Annotated in this window: 12 protein-coding genes; 8 read left to right on the top strand and 4 right to left on the bottom strand. The window is 54.7% G+C overall.

Annotation, left to right across the window (positions count from 1 at the left end):
- The coding region (locus JO226_RS20900) for a PQQ-binding-like beta-propeller repeat protein (protein WP_296407000.1) at positions 1–1,002 on the top strand (1,002 nt) is incomplete at its 5' end.
- A gap of 81 nt (positions 1,003–1,083) precedes the next feature.
- Here the strand turns inward: JO226_RS20900 and cueO are convergent.
- Positions 1,084–2,670 (bottom strand): multicopper oxidase CueO, encoded by a 1,587-nt coding sequence (cueO, locus tag JO226_RS20895; RefSeq protein WP_296406999.1) that lies wholly within the window; start codon positions 2,668–2,670, stop codon positions 1,084–1,086.
- A gap of 146 nt (positions 2,671–2,816) precedes the next feature.
- Here cueO and JO226_RS20890 point away from each other — a divergent pair, with 146 nt between their 5' ends.
- The 3 genes from JO226_RS20890 to speD all read left to right on the top strand — a co-directional run bounded on the left by JO226_RS20890 (position 2,817) and on the right by speD (position 4,944).
- Positions 2,817–3,164, top strand: coding sequence for a YacC family pilotin-like protein (locus JO226_RS20890; protein ID WP_296406996.1), 348 nt, complete (start codon positions 2,817–2,819; stop codon positions 3,162–3,164).
- A gap of 103 nt (positions 3,165–3,267) precedes the next feature.
- Positions 3,268–4,134 (top strand): polyamine aminopropyltransferase, encoded by an 867-nt coding sequence (gene speE, locus JO226_RS20885; protein ID WP_296406995.1) that lies wholly within the window; start codon positions 3,268–3,270, stop codon positions 4,132–4,134.
- 15 nt (positions 4,135–4,149) lie between these two features.
- Positions 4,150–4,944 carry an adenosylmethionine decarboxylase gene (gene speD, locus JO226_RS20880; protein WP_296406994.1) on the top strand — a complete coding sequence of 265 codons (795 nt, stop codon included), beginning with the start codon at positions 4,150–4,152 and terminating at the stop codon, positions 4,942–4,944.
- Between the two features lie 24 nt (positions 4,945–4,968).
- Here the strand turns inward: speD and JO226_RS20875 are convergent, their stop codons facing one another.
- Positions 4,969–5,967: a LacI family DNA-binding transcriptional regulator gene (locus JO226_RS20875; RefSeq protein WP_296406992.1), complete on the bottom strand. Its 999-nt coding sequence runs from the start codon at positions 5,965–5,967 to the stop codon at positions 4,969–4,971.
- Between the two features lie 208 nt (positions 5,968–6,175).
- On the opposite strand from JO226_RS20875, the gene JO226_RS20870 reads away from it, so the two are divergent.
- The gene (locus tag JO226_RS20870) at positions 6,176–7,579 is read left to right on the top strand and encodes a sugar porter family MFS transporter (protein ID WP_296406990.1); all 1,404 of its coding nucleotides are present in this window, start codon (positions 6,176–6,178) and stop codon (positions 7,577–7,579) included.
- Positions 7,580–7,837: 258 nt separating this feature from the next.
- Positions 7,838–9,649 (top strand): glycoside hydrolase family 36 protein, encoded by a 1,812-nt coding sequence (locus JO226_RS20865; RefSeq protein ID WP_296406988.1) that lies wholly within the window; start codon positions 7,838–7,840, stop codon positions 9,647–9,649.
- A gap of 33 nt (positions 9,650–9,682) precedes the next feature.
- On the opposite strand, the gene yacL is transcribed toward JO226_RS20865, so the two are convergent.
- Both yacL and acnB read right to left on the bottom strand, forming a co-directional pair.
- A complete protein-coding gene (gene yacL / locus JO226_RS20860) occupies positions 9,683–10,045 on the bottom strand; it encodes a protein YacL (protein WP_013367572.1) in 363 nt (120 codons plus the stop codon).
- 141 nt (positions 10,046–10,186) lie between these two features.
- Positions 10,187–12,784, bottom strand: coding sequence for a bifunctional aconitate hydratase 2/2-methylisocitrate dehydratase (gene acnB / locus JO226_RS20855; RefSeq protein WP_296406986.1), 2,598 nt, complete (start codon positions 12,782–12,784; stop codon positions 10,187–10,189).
- 404 nt (positions 12,785–13,188) lie between these two features.
- Between acnB and JO226_RS20850 the strand changes: the two genes are divergently transcribed.
- Together JO226_RS20850 and JO226_RS20845 are read left to right on the top strand one after the other, a co-directional pair.
- Positions 13,189–14,868: a DUF3300 domain-containing protein gene (locus JO226_RS20850; protein ID WP_296406984.1), complete on the top strand. Its 1,680-nt coding sequence runs from the start codon at positions 13,189–13,191 to the stop codon at positions 14,866–14,868.
- A 10-nt stretch (positions 14,869–14,878) separates the two neighbouring features.
- Positions 14,879–15,670, top strand: a complete 792-nt coding sequence (locus tag JO226_RS20845; protein ID WP_296406982.1) for a DUF2950 family protein — start codon at positions 14,879–14,881, stop codon at positions 15,668–15,670.
- Positions 15,671–15,696: the final 26 nt, after the last annotated feature.

Raw genomic sequence — 15,696 nt, 5'->3', positions numbered from 1 at the left:
CTGTGGGATATGGACCAGCCGTCGCAGCCGACGCTTGCAGATATCACCATCGACGGCAAAACCGTACCGGTTATCTATGCCCCGGCGAAAACCGGCAACATCTTCGTGCTCGACCGCCGCAACGGTCAGCTTGTCGTTCCCGCACCGGAAAAACCGGTACCGCAGGGCGCGGCGAAAGGCGATCGCGTAAGCCCGACGCAGCCGTTCTCAGCGCTGACCTTCCGCCCGACAAAAGATCTGACCGGGGCGGATATGTGGGGTGCCACCATGTTCGACCAGTTGGTATGCCGCGTCATGTTCCACCAGATGCGCTATGAAGGCATCTTCACACCGCCGTCTGAGCAAGGCACGCTGGTCTTCCCAGGCAACCTCGGGATGTTCGAGTGGGGCGGTATTTCAGTTGACCCGAACCGTCAGGTAGCGATCGCCAACCCGATTGCGCTGCCGTTTGTCTCTAAACTGATCCCACGCGGCCCGGGCAACCCGATGGCGCAACCAAAAGACGCTAAAGGTAGCGGTGCCGAATCCGGCATTCAGCCGCAATACGGTGTACCGTTTGGCGTCACGCTGAACCCGTTCCTGTCGCCACTCGGCCTGCCGTGCAAACAGCCGGGCTGGGGCTATATCTCGGCGCTGGATCTGAAAACCAACCAGATCGCGTGGAAAAAACGTATCGGTACGCCGCAGGACAGTCTGCCGTTCCCGATGCCGATTAAACTGCCGTTTACGCTGGGGATGCCGATGCTGGGCGGCCCGATCTCCACCGCGGGCAACGTGCTGTTCGTCGCCGCAACCGCAGACAACTACCTGCGGGCGTACAACATGACCAACGGGGAAAAACTGTGGGAAGGCCGTCTGCCTGCCGGTGGGCAAGCGACGCCGATGACCTATGAAGTGAATGGCAAGCAGTATGTTGTCATCTCGGCCGGGGGGCATGGCTCGTTTGGGACAAAGCTCGGCGACTCTATTGTCGCGTATGCGTTGCCTGACGACGTGAAGTAATGTTATAGCCCGTTGGCGCTTACGCTTACCGGGCCTGTAAATGCGTTGCCGGATAAGGCGCAACCGCCATCCGGCAATGTATCAAACGGTAAACCCGAGCATCATCCCGGTATCTTCATGTTCCAGCAGATGACAATGCGCCATATACATATGCTCCTTCGGCGCGTCGTGGTCGAACTTCACCAGCACCTCGCTCACGCTGCCCTCTACCCGCACGGTATCTTTCCAGCCGGAACGGTGCGCCGCAGGCGGTTTGCCATTTTCTGACAGGATACGGAACTGCGTACCGTGGATATGGAACGGATGCAGCATCATGTCCCCTTCCCCGGAAATCACCCAGCGCTCGAACTGCCCTTTACTGGCGGCAAACATCGGCGCATCCATATTGAACGCCTGGCCGTTAATTTTGTTCGCATTGTGGAAGTCAAAACCATCACCGCCGTGATTCATATGGCCCATACCGCCCATGTTCATGTTGCCGTGATCCATCCCACCCTGCCCCATATGCCCCATCATGCCGCCGTGCTGCATCATTCCGGACATCGCCTGGTCGCCGTACTTCTTCATCAGCGCCTGCATGCCCATCATGTCGAGCATCGGGTCCATCGACAGCTGGAGCTTACGCTGCGTCAACCCGTCGAGCGACGGCAGCGCCGGGAGGGTAGCGAGCTGGTCCGGTAGCGTAGCGGACGCCGGGACCAGCACCGGCTGGATGCGCATCACGGGATGCGCTTTATCAAACGGCGCCACCGCCATCCCCATCTGGGTCACCGGCAGCGTCACCAGATCAAAGGCTTTACCGTCGCTGATATCCACCAGCACTTCAAAACGCTCGCCCATCAGCATCGGCAATTCCGTCACCTTCACCGGTTCGGCCAACAGGCCGCCGTCGCTGGCGATCACGTACAGAGGACGATTGTCGCTGGCCGCGAGGTTCAGCGAACGCGCATTGCAGCCATTGAGCAGTCGCAGGCGCAACCAGCCTTTCGGCGCGGCATGTTGAGGATAAATCGCGCCGTTGGTCAGCAGCGTATCGCCAAACCAGCCGACGGCGGCGGTCATCATATCCAGTTGATAATCAATCTGCCCGTCGCTGCCGAACTGCTTATCCTGAATAATGACCGGTATGTCATCAATGCCCCACTGCTTAGGCAGCAACAGCGCGCTAATCTGCGGGTCTTCAATCAGCACCAGTCCCGCCAGGCCCATCGCGACCTGGCGCCCGGTTTTGCCGTGCTGATGCGGGTGGAACCAGCAGGTTGCCGCCTGCTGAGTGGGGGTGAACGTGACGGAGCGGGAGGCGCCGGGTTTGATTATCCCCTGCGGACCGCCGTCGACGTCGCCGGGGATTTCAAGGCCGTGCCAGTGAAGGGTGGTCTCTTCCGCCAGCTGATTGCGAATCTCGACCGTGACCGGTTTCCCCTGTTGCAGCCTCAGCGCCGGGCCTAAAAGGTTGCCGTTGTATCCCCAGGTGGTGGCCGTCTTCCCCCCGAACGATGTCGTCCCGCGCTGCACCGTCAACGTCACGCTGTTGCGGGCATCGGGCGTCAGGATCGTGGGTATTGGCAGAACCGGACGTTCGGCGGCCAATACGTGGCGGCTCCACAGCGGTAATGCGCTGGCGACCCCGACGGCGGCGGCCAGTTTGATAAATTCACGACGTTGCATCTTCACTCCCTTTTTCGTCTGCAGGCGAATTAATGAGCTTAAACCCTCCCCTTACCGGAAGGTCAAGAAAAAGCGCAATAAGAAAGCTCTGCGCTACGTTATGAAGTATGCTAACGTTGTTTTTCCTGGATGCATTGGTAAATAAGATGAAGACGTTTTTCAGAACTCTGGTACTCGGATTGCTGTTTATTTTTTCCAGCAACAGCTATGCGTTAAGCGAATCCGAAGCCGAAGATATGGCCGATCTGACGGCGGTATTTGTCTTTCTGAAAAACGACTGTGGCTACCAGAATTTACCCAATGGCCAGATTCGGCGTGCTTTGGTCTTTTTTGCCCAGCAAAATCAATGGGATCTGAGCAACTATGACAGCTTTAACATGAAAGCGCTCGGCGAGGACAGCTACCGCGATCTCAGCGGCATCCGCATCCCAACCTCCACCAAATGCAAAGCGCTGGCGCGCGATTCGCTGAGCCTGCTGGCCTACGTGAAATAAGCGCCTGACGACGCAACCCCAGGACCGCCTTGTTGAATAGCGCCATAATTGGCTACTATGCTATGCCTGTAGTCAACAGGCGTTAAAACAGGAGGTCGACACGATGGCCGAAAACACGCGCTGGCATGAAACGCTGCACGACAAGTTTGGTCAATATTTTGCCGTTGATAACGTGCTCTATCACGAAAAGACCGATCATCAGGATCTGATCATTTTCGAAAACGCCGCATTTGGGCGCGTCATGGCGCTGGATGGCGTGGTGCAAACCACCGAGCGGGACGAATTTATCTATCACGAAATGATGACCCACGTTCCGCTGCTGGCGCACGGCCACGCGAAGCACGTGCTGATTATCGGCGGCGGCGATGGCGCGATGCTACGCGAAGTCTCACGTCACCCAAACATCGACACCATTACCATGGTGGAAATCGATGCAGGCGTGGTCGCTTTCTGTCGCCAGTATCTGCCCAACCACAACGCAGGCAGCTATGACGATCCGCGCTTTCAGCTGGTGATCGACGACGGCGTCAATTTTGTTAACCAGACGACGCAAACGTTTGATGTGATTATCTCCGACTGCACCGATCCTATCGGTCCTGGCGAGAGTCTGTTTACGTCGGCGTTTTATGAAGGCTGCAAGCGCTGCCTGAACCCGGGCGGGATTTTTGTCGCACAGAACGGCGTCTGCTTCCTGCAACAGGATGAAGCCATCGACAGCCACCGTAAACTCAGCCACTATTTTAGTGACGTCAGCTTCTACCAGGCGGCGATTCCGACCTACTACGGCGGGATCATGACCTTTGCGTGGGCGACGGATAACGACGCGTTGCGCCATTTGTCGACGGAAATCATTCAGGCCCGCTTCCATCAGGCCAACCTGAAATGCCGTTATTACAGTCCGGCTATCCACACCGCCGCTTTTGCCTTACCCCAATATTTGCAAGACGCGCTCGCCACACCGTCGTCCTAAGGAGATGATAATAAATTGAAAAAACTAAAACTGCATGGCTTTAACAACCTGACAAAAAGTCTGAGTTTTTGTATTTACGATATCTGCTATGCCAAAACAGCAGAAGAGCGCGACGGTTACATCGCTTATATCGATGAACTGTATAACGCCAACCGTCTGACAGAAATCCTGTCGGAAACCTGTTCTATTATCGGTGCGAATATCCTTAACATCGCCCGCCAGGATTATGAGCCTCAGGGCGCCAGCGTCACTATTCTGGTGAGCGAGGAGCCCATCGACCCTAAACTTATCGACACCACCGAGCATCCCGGCCCGCTGCCGGAAGCGGTTGTGGCTCACCTCGATAAAAGCCACATCTGCGTGCATACCTATCCCGAAAGCCATCCTGAAGGCGGCTTGTGCACGTTCCGCGCGGATATCGAAGTCTCAACCTGTGGCGTCATTTCACCGCTGAAAGCGTTGAATTACCTGATTCATCAGCTTGAGTCGGATATTGTGACGATTGATTACCGCGTGCGCGGTTTTACCCGTGACGTCAACGGGATGAAGCACTTTATCGACCACGAAATCAACTCCATCCAGAACTTCATGTCCGAGGACATGAAAGCGCTGTACGACATGGTGGACGTTAACGTTTATCAGGAAAATATCTTCCATACCAAGATGTTGCTTAAAGAGTTCGACCTTAAGCACTACATGTTCCATACCAAACCGGAAGATTTAAGCGACGAAGAGCGCAAGGTCATCACCGACCGGCTCTGGAAAGAAATGCGCGAGATTTACTACGGCAGCAACATGCCAGCCGTGTAAGCCCGCCGGAGCAGGGATGCCCGCTCAAAAAGCGTTCTGTTTCAGTTCGATCGCTATCGACGTGACCGGACGATTATCCTCCAGCACCCTCAGTACCGCTTCCCCAAGACGACGTCCGACTTCTTCATGATCGACCGTGAACAAACACCTTGATGTCATCACTCGTGAAGAAAAATCACTGCTGGCTACCGCACAGAGCATCCGAGTTTCATTTACCTTGCAACCCGGTAATGAAGCCAGATAATGATTTGCCCCCATCAGGAGGAAATCATTGATAAAAATAATGAAGTCTGGTTTTTCTTTCTGCTGCATAAACTGTCTTGCCGCCTCTTCACCGGACGATTCGGCGACCGTGCCGAAAAAGGTTAATCCCTCATCCAGCAACAGAGCATTCACTCGCATTTCCTGCTGACAGCCCTGCAGAAACTGCAGGCCGTGCATACTGTCCGGGCCGAGTGTCGCAACAGCTATCCGCCTCGCGCCTTTATGCAGAGCAAAACGCACACACTGCCGCCCCATCTCTTCATGATTAAAATCCACCCAATTAAAATGCCCCTCCAACGCACGGCTTTGTCCCATGGTTACAAAAGGAAAATTCAGCGCATCAAGCAAAGCAATACGCTCATCATCAATCCGCGTATCGGTGAGAATAATCGCATCAGCCCGATTTTGTTCGACGATCTTTTGCAACATCTGACGCTCCCCCTGCCGATCGGTCGCAAGGTGAATGACCGGATCTATATCCTGTGCTTTCAGTGTCGATTGCAAACCTCTGGCAATACGCATAAAGAATGATGCGGTATAGATATTACCGCTATCTGCCGCAGGGAGCATAAGCGCGACGGTTCCTGTTTTACCGCTACGCAAATAACGAGCAGATGCATTAGGTCGGTACCCTAGCCGCTCCGCCGCGTCTTGCACCTTCTTACGGGTATGGCTACTAATGTCATTTTTATTATTAAGCGCTTTCGAAACTGTCGCTGTGGAAAGATTCAGAAAATCCGCCAGTTCTTTAATATTCATCTTTTATGGATTAATTTGCTTTCAACAAGGATATTTCTGCCAATTTAAATCATTAGCCTGAGAGTAGCAACAAGGCCTCCTGTAAATTATGTAATTTCGATCACATTTACATCTTAAAAGAGATTGCCTGCATTATTTTTAAGCTCTAGCATAAAAATACGAAATCGATTAAGTATTAAATCTTATTTTTATTTAAAAGGGATATTTTATGCACTTAGAAGATGCACTTCCCACAGCGGTACCCCAGGTGAAAACCCGTCCCCAGGTTATTTGGATATGTCTGCTGGCCGCACTCGCAGGGTTACTATTTGGTCTGGACATCGGTGTCATTTCTGGCGCACTACCGCTCATTGCCAAAGAATATCACCTCCTCGACAATCAGCAGGAATGGATTGTCAGTTCAATGATGGTCGGTGCGGCGGTCGCCACACTTTGCAGCGGCTTTTTAGCCTACCGATTCGGTCGGAAGTACGCGCTGTTGATTGCTGCCGCCGCCTTCTGTATGGGCGCCATTATTTGTACCTGCGCAGTGAATCCCGATATGTTAATCGCAGGGCGCTTGATTCTGGGTGTAGGTCTTGGCGTCGCCTCTTATGCCACACCATTGTATCTTTCTGAAATAACGCCAAAAAATATTCGCGGGGCGATGATTTCTGCCTATCAGCTAATGATTGCACTCGGTATTTTACTCGTCTTTCTGACCAACACTGCCTTCAGCTATAGTGGAAACTGGCGTGGCATGCTCCTGGTGGTCGCCATCCCATCGCTTATCTTTTTGTTTGGTGCGCTATTTCTGCCGCGCAGCCCACGCTGGCTGGTGATGCACGGGCGAGAAGACGCGGCACGAGAAGTGCTATTACGCCTGCGTAACACCCAAGAAGAAGTAGAAAATGAACTCAGAGAAATCAAAGAACAGCTGCGGGTTAAACAGCAGGGTTGGCATCTATTTAAAGAAAACAGAAATTTTCGCCGAAGCGTTGGTTTAGGCATCGTACTGCAAATCATGCAACAATTTTCCGGCGTCAACGTGATGATGTACTACGCCCCTCGCATATTCCGTGAAATCGGCTTTAGCTCAACGGCAGAACAAATGTGGGGAACGGTTATCGTCGGCTTTGTGATGACCATTGCCACCTTTATTGCCGTCGGGCTTGTCGACAGATGGGGGCGTAAACCCATGCTGTACATCGGTTTTATCACAATGGGGATTGCAATGAGCGTTGTCGGTACGCTCCTCGGAGGCGAAGCGTTGACTGCTCTGGAAAAAGGGGTAACCGTCACGATGCTACTGCTTTTCATTGTGGGTTTTTCAATGTCGGCAGGCCCCCTGATTTGGCTGTTATGTTCCGAAATCCAACCGCTAAAGGGGCGTGAGTTCGGCATTACCTGTTCAACCTTCACCTGTCATATTGCAGGGATGATTGTTAGCGCGACATTCCTTTCATTACTGAATACATTGGGTAGCGCACATACTTTTTATTTATATGCATTATTAAACCTATTCGCCATTGCTATTATTTACCTTTTTGTTCCTGAGACTAAAAACATCTCGCTGGAGCACATTGAGCAAAACCTGATGTCAGGAAAAAAATTACGGCATATCGGACGATAAGAGCAAGGAGCGGTTGATATGTGTTTTTTGGAATTTAGAGAACCTTGTTTTTATATCGACTTTGACATTGATGCTGAAGAGCATATTTATATTAGTCGTTTTACCACCACTAAAAATAGTGAATCGCACGGTGCCTTCCCCCTGATTCAAATTCATGCCAGCGGGTATAATCAAAACGATCATCATGCGCGCAAGCACACCGGCAGCGAACCGGGTTCGTCTTTACACTATGTCACTCACCGATGCTTAGAAAATGATGTGGGTAAAAAGCTGGAAATCGTCCTGCAAAATGAAACCCTACACGCCTGCTGGCACCTGCAGCATTTTCGCGGTTTACAATCGGCACGCATCTGGTGCGAGGTCAGCAATATCGCCACTGAATCCACTGGCCTTGAATATGTCAGTTCACTGGCCTTGTTCGCCCTCGACACGCCCCCCTGGGAAAAAACCAGCCTTTTGCATTTGCCGCACAATGCCTGGTACGGCGAAGCGCAATGGAAAAGCGCTACGCTCCCGACCCTGGGACTGGATAAGGTAAACCGTTTCTCACTCAACCGCATTTCTGTAGAGAACACCGGAACCTGGTCCAGTATCGGCTACCTGCCTTGTGCCGCATTTGAGGATCTTGCGGCGGGTACCACCCTTCTGTGGCAAATAGAGCATAACGGCTCCTGGCAATGGGAAATCAGCGATTTTCGCGATCGCCTCTATCTACAGGTCAGCGGACCCAATGAAAATGAGAACCACTGGTGGAAGCAACTGGCGCCCGGCGAGCGTTTTTCCTCTGTACCTGTGGCTATTTCACTGGTCAATGGAGGGTTACAGGAGGCATTGCAGGAAATCACCCGCTATCGTCGGCAGATCCTGCGTCCATCCCTGGACAATAAGCGACTGCCGGTCATTTTTAACGACTATATGAACTGTCTGTCTGGCGATCCCACAACCGAAAAGTTGCTACCGCTCATTGATGCGGCGGCAGCGGCAGGCTGCGAATACTTTTGTATCGACTGCGGCTGGTACTCTGACGGCGAATGGTGGGATGGCGTGGGTGAATGGCTACCATCCTCTGCGCGGTTTCCCGACGGGATCCGCGAGCCGCTGGATTACATCATCAGTAAAGGCATGCAGCCCGGTCTGTGGCTGGAGCTTGAAGTGATGGGGATCGCCTGCCCGTTAGCTCAGCGCCTTCCCGACGCCTGTTTTTTTCAACGGCATGGGAAACGGGTCATCGACCACCAGCGCTATCAGCTCGATTTTCGCCACCCGCAGGTACAGGAGCACGCCGATCGGGTTATCACTCGTCTGATCGAGGAATACGGTATCAGCTACATCAAAATGGACTACAACATTAATGCTGGCAGCGGTACAGAATACAACGCCGATAGCCCCGGCGATGGGTTGCTGCAGCATAACCGCGCCTATCTGAACTGGCTGAAAAAAACGATGGATCGTTATCCGCAACTCGTTATCGAAAACTGCGGCAGCGGCGGTTTACGGATGGACTACGCCATGTTGCAGCAGCACAGCATTCAATCCGTTACCGATCAGACGGATTATCGTTTAATGGCGTGCATCGCCGCCGCCGCGGCTTCAGCCGTCACACCGGAGCAAGCCGCCATCTGGTCATATCCGCTACGTGAAGGCGACAGAGAAGAAGTCGTAATGAACATGGTCAACAGCTTGCTGCTGCGAATTCACCAGAGTGGCCATCTGGCGGAGCTTGATGAAAAACGTTTTGCGTTAGTGAAAGAGGGAATTACGTTGTACAAAACATTTCGCGAGAAAATTCCCCACCTGCAGCCATTCTGGCCGTTGGGTTTACCCTCTTTCGATTCGCCGTGGCTGGCATTTGGCTTGCGAAACGCGAAAGAGGGCTGGCTGGCAGTGTGGCGGATGGGATCCGAACAGGAAACGCGGGCGCTTTTATTGCCCCTGCTGGATAAAATAACCTGCGTTTATCCAACGTTCGATAGCGAACGCTGCCAGCCGGTCATTCAAGGTGATAGCGTCAATATCACGCTGCGTGACGCGATGACGTCAAGGCTGTTCCATCTCACCTTTACTCACTGAGACGGTACTGCCTCCCGCGCCGGGAGGCAGTGATTATTTCTGCTTCATAAACGCGCGGTAGGCCGCGACCACCTGGAGAAAGTCCTCTACGCCGCACAAAGACAGGCTCTCTTCGTCGTAGTAACTCATCCCCTCCTCCATCTCATCGCCGGAAAAATCCAGCTGATTCGCGCGCACCATCACCTCTTCGCCGTCCATCCACAGCGTGTATTCGTGACCCGCGCGTTGCCAGGAACGCTCAGTACCTTTGACTGCGTGTGCGGCCTGTTCAACTTCCTCCAGCAGTGCGAGGTTCTCTTTCACCTCTTCATTGAACCAGTGCCCGACGGCCTCATGGCCCATCGACATCCGCACCTTTACCCCTCCGGTAATGTCGCGCAGAAATTCGTAATCCATAGTGTGTTCCTCAACAAAGGCAATGCGTCACCGCTGCATTGTACCTATGCAGTAATTATCGCAGCAGGAGAGGAGAAAAAAAGCGGAATGGGTGGAGGAATGGAAATAAAACCCTCTCCGGTGAAGGAGAGGGTCAAGGTATTACACCGCGGTCTGGAAAATCACGCCGTCAGCTTTCTCAGTGTACTGATTCAGCTTGTCGAAGTTCAGATAACGGTAAGTATCGACAGCGGTCTTATCCACCTGCGCCATGAAGGTCTGGTACTCTTCCGGCGTCGGCAGTTTGCCGATAAGCGCCGCAACAGCCGCCAGTTCCGCAGACGCCAGGTACACATTCGCACCGGTACCCAGACGGTTCGGGAAGTTACGGGTTGAGGTGGAAACCACCGTCGCGCCGTCAGCCACGCGCGCCTGGTTGCCCATGCACAGCGAGCAGCCCGGGATCTCAATACGCGCGCCGCTCTTACCGAAGACGCTGTAATAGCCTTCTTCAGTCAGTTGAGCGGCATCCATACGGGTCGGCGGCGCAACCCACAGACGGGTCGGCAGTTGGCCTTTATGGGTATCCAGCAGTTTACCTGCCGCGCGGAAGTGACCGATGTTGGTCATGCACGAACCGATAAACACTTCGTCAATCTTATCGCCCTGAACGTCAGACAGCAGGCGCGCATCGTCCGGATCGTTCGGCGCACACAGGATTGGCTCTTTAATATCGGCCAGATCGATGTCGATCACCGCCGCATATTCTGCGTCAGCATCGGCTTCCAGCAGTTGCGGATCAGCCAGCCATTTCTCCATGCCCTGGACACGACGCTCCAGCGTACGACGGTCGCCGTAGCCTTCTGCAATCATCCACTTCAGCAGCACGATGTTGGAGTTCAGGTATTCGACAATCGGCTCTTTGTTGAGCTTGATGGTACAGCCTGCTGCGGAACGCTCAGCAGAAGCATCAGTCAGTTCAAACGCCTGCTCCACTTTCAGGTCTGGCAGACCTTCGATTTCCAGAATGCGGCCAGAGAAGATGTTTTTCTTACCTTTCTTCTCAACGGTCAGCAGACCCTGTTTGATGGCGTACAGCGGGATGGCGTGTACCAGATCGCGCAGAGTGATGCCCGGCTGCATTTTGCCTTTGAAGCGCACCAGCACCGATTCCGGCATATCCAGCGGCATGACGCCGGTCGCGGCAGCAAACGCCACCAGTCCCGAGCCCGCCGGGAAGGAGATACCGATAGGGAAACGGGTATGGGAGTCACCGCCGGTACCGACGGTATCCGGCAGCAGCATACGGTTCAGCCAGGAGTGGATAACACCGTCGCCCGGACGCAGGGAGACGCCGCCGCGGTTCATGATGAAGTCCGGCAGCGTATGGTGCGTGGTGACGTCAACCGGCTTCGGATAAGCCGCGGTGTGGCAGAACGACTGCATCACCAGATCAGACGAGAAGCCCAGGCACGCCAGGTCTTTCAGCTCGTCGCGAGTCATCGGACCGGTGGTGTCCTGAGAACCTACGGAGGTCATCTTCGGTTCGCAGTAGGCGCCCGGACGGATACCTTTCACGCCGCAGGCGCGGCCAACCATCTTCTGCGCCAGAGAGAAACCGCGGTTGCTCTCTGCGACGTCTTTCGCGTGGCGGAACACCTCGCTGTGCGGCAGACCCAGCGCTTCACGCGCTTTGGTGGTCAGGCCACGGCCGATGATCAGCGGAATACGACCACCCGCGCGCACTTCGTCGATCAGCACGTCGGTTTTCAGCTCAAAGCTTGCCAGAAGTTCGTTGGTTGCGTGGTTACGCACTTCACCTTTGAACGGGTAAACGTCAATCACGTCGCCCATGTTCAGGTTATTCACGTCCACTTCAATCGGCAGCGCGCCCGCATCTTCCATGGTGTTGAAGAAGATTGGCGCAATTTTGCCGCCGAGGCACAGACCGCCGCCGCGCTTGTTCGGGACATGAGGAATATCATCCCCCATAAACCACAGTACGGAGTTGGTCGCCGATTTACGTGACGAGCCGGTACCCACAACGTCGCCGACGTAAGCCAGCGGGTAACCCTTCTTCTGCAACGCTTCGATCTGCTTGATCGGACCGATGACACCCGGTTGATCCGGCTCAATGCCTTCACGGGCGTTTTTCAGCATCGCCAGCGCGTGCAGCGGAATATCAGGACGAGACCACGCATCCGGCGCCGGAGAGAGGTCATCGGTGTTGGTTTCGCCAGTCACTTTAAAGACGGTTACCGTCATTTTCTCAGCAAGCTGAGGACGGTTCAGGAACCACTCGGCATCGGCCCAGGCCTGCATCACCTGTTTAGCGTGGGTGTTACCCGCTTTCGCTTTTTCTTCCACATCGTAGAAGTTATCGAACATCAGCAGGGTATGAGACAGCGCTTTGGCGGCAATCGGCGCCAGTTTGGCGTTATCCAGCGCGTCAATCAGCGGATGAATGTTGTATCCGCCTTGCATGGTGCCCAGCAGTTCAATCGCTTTCTCAGGGGTTACCAGTGGAGAAGTGGCTTCGCCTTTGGCGATAGCGGCAAGGAATCCTGCTTTTACATAGGCGGCTTCATCAACGCCTGGCGGTACACGGTTAATCAGCAGGTCTAACAGGAACTCTTCTTCGCCCGCAGGCGGGGTCTTCAGCAGCTCGACAAGTGCGGCCATTTGGGTTGCATCTAAGGGTTTGGGTACAATCCCCTCGGCGGCACGCTCAGCTACGTGCTTACGGTATTCTTCTAGCACGACGGTTCTCCTCGCTCTCATTGTCATATGCGGCAGGCGATTCTCTTCACGCTCCTGTGAGACAGCAGTTTGTAGGGTAAATGCCGGATACCGCGTCGGCCAGCATAGCAGGATTTACAGGAGGTGTTAATCCGTTTACAAAAAAGCAACATTAAAATTTTGCTGAATCGTTAAGAACAGGATTTTCCGGTTTCATCAGGGTTTATACCCGTAATAAACCGCACACGATCGCGCCCTGGCAGGCCGGAGATATGATCGACAAGACGTATCCTGTTACACAACGCCGCGCAAAATCCCTACAAAAGTCAAAAATGCAAAAATCACCTACATATACTCCCGTCAAGACGATAATTTTCGTCAATACTCTGTGGAAACGGGCCAACTTCTTGTGCCGGGAGATAAAAATGACATTACCCTTTAAGCCCCATGTACTTGCTATTATTTGCAGTGCCGGGCTGCTCGCTGCGGCAGGCACATTGTACGTTAAAAGCCGCGCGCCCGAGACCATTACGCCCGCACCCGCGGTAACGCAACCTGCTCCGGCCCCTGCTACCGCGCCTGTTGCGGCCCCGGCCGCGACAACGGCGACGGCCCCTGCGCCAGCCGGTACGCAACCCGTAACCACCACCTATACCACGGCACAGATAGACCAGTGGGTCGCCCCCATCGCGCTCTATCCCGACAATTTGCTGTCCCAGGTGCTGATGGCTTCCACCTATCCGACCAACGTCATGCAGGCGGTGCAGTGGTCGCAGGATAACCCCACCATGCAGGGCGATGCGGCAGTACAGGCCGTGGCGAACCAGCCGTGGGACCCAAGCGTCAAATCGCTGGTCGCATTTCCGCAACTGCTGGCCCTGATGGGGGAAAACCCACCGTGGGTTGAAAGCCTCGGCGATGCTTTCCTGGCGCAACCGCAGGACGTCATGAACTCAGTGCAAAAACTGCGCGCGCTGGCGCAACAAACCGGTGTGCTGAAATCAACGCCGCAGCAGAAAGTCACGACGACTACGAAAACGGTGCCAGCGGTAGAATCAAGCTCATCGACGCAGAGCAGCACCACAACAACCACTGCGGCGCCAGCTTCCAGCACCCAGGTGATTAAAATCGAGTCGGCGGACCCTAACGTGGTGTATGTTCCTACTTATAACCCTGCAACCGCTTACGGCACCTGGCCGAGCACCGCCTATCCGCCGGTGTATCTCCCGCCACCTCCCGGGGAGCAGTTCGCCAACAGCTTTGTCAACGGGTTTGGTTTTAGTCTCGGCGTGGCGACGACCTATGCGTTGTTCAGCAATATCGACTGGGATGATGATGATTACCACCACCATGATGATTATCACGGCGGCGGCAGTTATAACCGTAACGTTAATAACAACATCAACATTGACGTCAATGATTTCAACCGGGTCACCGGGCAGAAGCTGCAAGGCAGCAATGTGAACTGGCAGCATAACCCGAGCTACCGGAACAACGTGCCGTACCCAAATAACAACGTGGCCCAGCGCTTCCACCAGAGCAACGTCCCCGGCGGTCTGAGCGCGACCCAGGCCGCGCCGACGCAGGCTGCCGCCAACCGTAACAACCAGCGTCAGGCCGCGATGAACCAGTTCCAGCAGCGAACCGGGACCACAGGCGCCGGTGTTGCCGCTAAAAACGCTAACGTTCCCCGCGATGCGCAGCGCCAGGCTGCATCAAAACAGCTGAACCAAATTACCCAGCGCAGCAACTATCGTGGGTACGACAATACCCCGGGGGTTAACAACCCGCAGCGCCGGGAAGCGGCAAAAAACCAGGTCCAGCGTTCTGGCGATCAGCAACAGCGTCGGGAAGCGGCTAAAAATCAAACTCAGCGCCTGAACACCCAGCAGCAGCCACAGCGCCGCGAACAGGTCCAGCAGCAGCGTACGTCTACCGCGATGGCGCAGCGCCAACAGCGTTCGAATGCGCTCAGCGGTAACGACAGCCGCTCGCCGTCCTGGCAAGCCCAGCGCGACCGCGGAATGCAAAGCCGCAACGTTTCGGGGGCCAACCGCGGGCAACGCCCGGCAAGGTCTGAACATCGTGAAGTGCGTCATCGTTAAGGGAATCGACATGAAAAAACAGATAATCACCGCAATGCTGGCGCTTGTTGCGTTACCGGTTTTTGCTCAGCAGCATTTCAGCACCCCTGAAAAAGCGGCTACGGCGCTGGCTGAGGCCATTTCCAACCACAATGAGCAGGCGCTGACGGAAGTGCTGGGCGACAACTGGCGGCATTACCTGCCGCCGGAAGGTGCAGACCCGGAAGCCGTGGCCCGTTTCCAGCGCGACTGGAAGGTCAGTCACCAGATAGTCACCCAGGGCAATACGGCGCACCTGAACGTCGGCCAGGAAAACTGGCAGTTGCCGATCCCGATGATCAAAACGGCGTCAGGCTGGCATTTCGATATGGCCGAAGCCGCAGATGAAATTCAGGTTCGCGAGATTGGCCGCAATGAGCTTGCCGCCATCCAGGCCATGCACGGCTATGTCGATGCGCAGGAAGAGTACTACCAGCGTTTTCAGGCCTACGCGGGCAAACTGATTAGCAGCGAGGGGAAAAAAGACGGCCTTTACTGGCCGGTGCAGCCTGGCGAAGAGCCGAGCCCGTTGGGGCCAGCGTATAGTCCAACCGAACCCGGCATGGGTTATCACGGCTACCGTTTCCGCATTATTCCTGATAAGGATGAGCAGGGATTCGCCCTGATTGCCTGGCCGGTGAAGTATGGTGAAACCGGCATTATGAGCTTTATGGTAAACCAGAACGACCAGGTCTATCAGGCTAACGAAGGCGAGGACTCCTCCGCACATGCCAACGCGGTGACCATCTTTAACCCGGACGGCTGGCAAGAAGTCGAGCAGTAAAAAAAGGACCAGGCGCTGCCTGGTCC

The organism is Pluralibacter sp., from assembly GCF_019237635.1.
Classification (GTDB): Bacteria; Pseudomonadota; Gammaproteobacteria; order Enterobacterales; family Enterobacteriaceae; genus Enterobacter_B.
Note: the sequence above shows the minus strand (reverse complement) of the source record. Positions and strands in the feature narration are given on the sequence as shown.

Bases quoted from the DNA above. Each gene is read 5' to 3' on its own strand.
- cueO (WP_296406999.1), bottom strand. From the start codon at position 2,670: ATGCAACGTCGTGAATTTATCAAACTGGCCGCCGCCGTCGGGGTCGCC.
- JO226_RS20890 (WP_296406996.1), top strand. From the start codon at position 2,817: ATGAAGACGTTTTTCAGAACTCTGGTACTCGGATTGCTGTTTATTTTT.
- speE (WP_296406995.1), top strand. From the start codon at position 3,268: ATGGCCGAAAACACGCGCTGGCATGAAACGCTGCACGACAAGTTTGGT.
- JO226_RS20875 (WP_296406992.1), bottom strand. From the start codon at position 5,967: ATGAATATTAAAGAACTGGCGGATTTTCTGAATCTTTCCACAGCGACA.
- JO226_RS20870 (WP_296406990.1), top strand. From the start codon at position 6,176: ATGCACTTAGAAGATGCACTTCCCACAGCGGTACCCCAGGTGAAAACC.
- yacL (WP_013367572.1), bottom strand. From the start codon at position 10,045: ATGGATTACGAATTTCTGCGCGACATTACCGGAGGGGTAAAGGTGCGG.
- JO226_RS20850 (WP_296406984.1), top strand. From the start codon at position 13,189: ATGACATTACCCTTTAAGCCCCATGTACTTGCTATTATTTGCAGTGCC.
- JO226_RS20845 (WP_296406982.1), top strand. From the start codon at position 14,879: ATGAAAAAACAGATAATCACCGCAATGCTGGCGCTTGTTGCGTTACCG.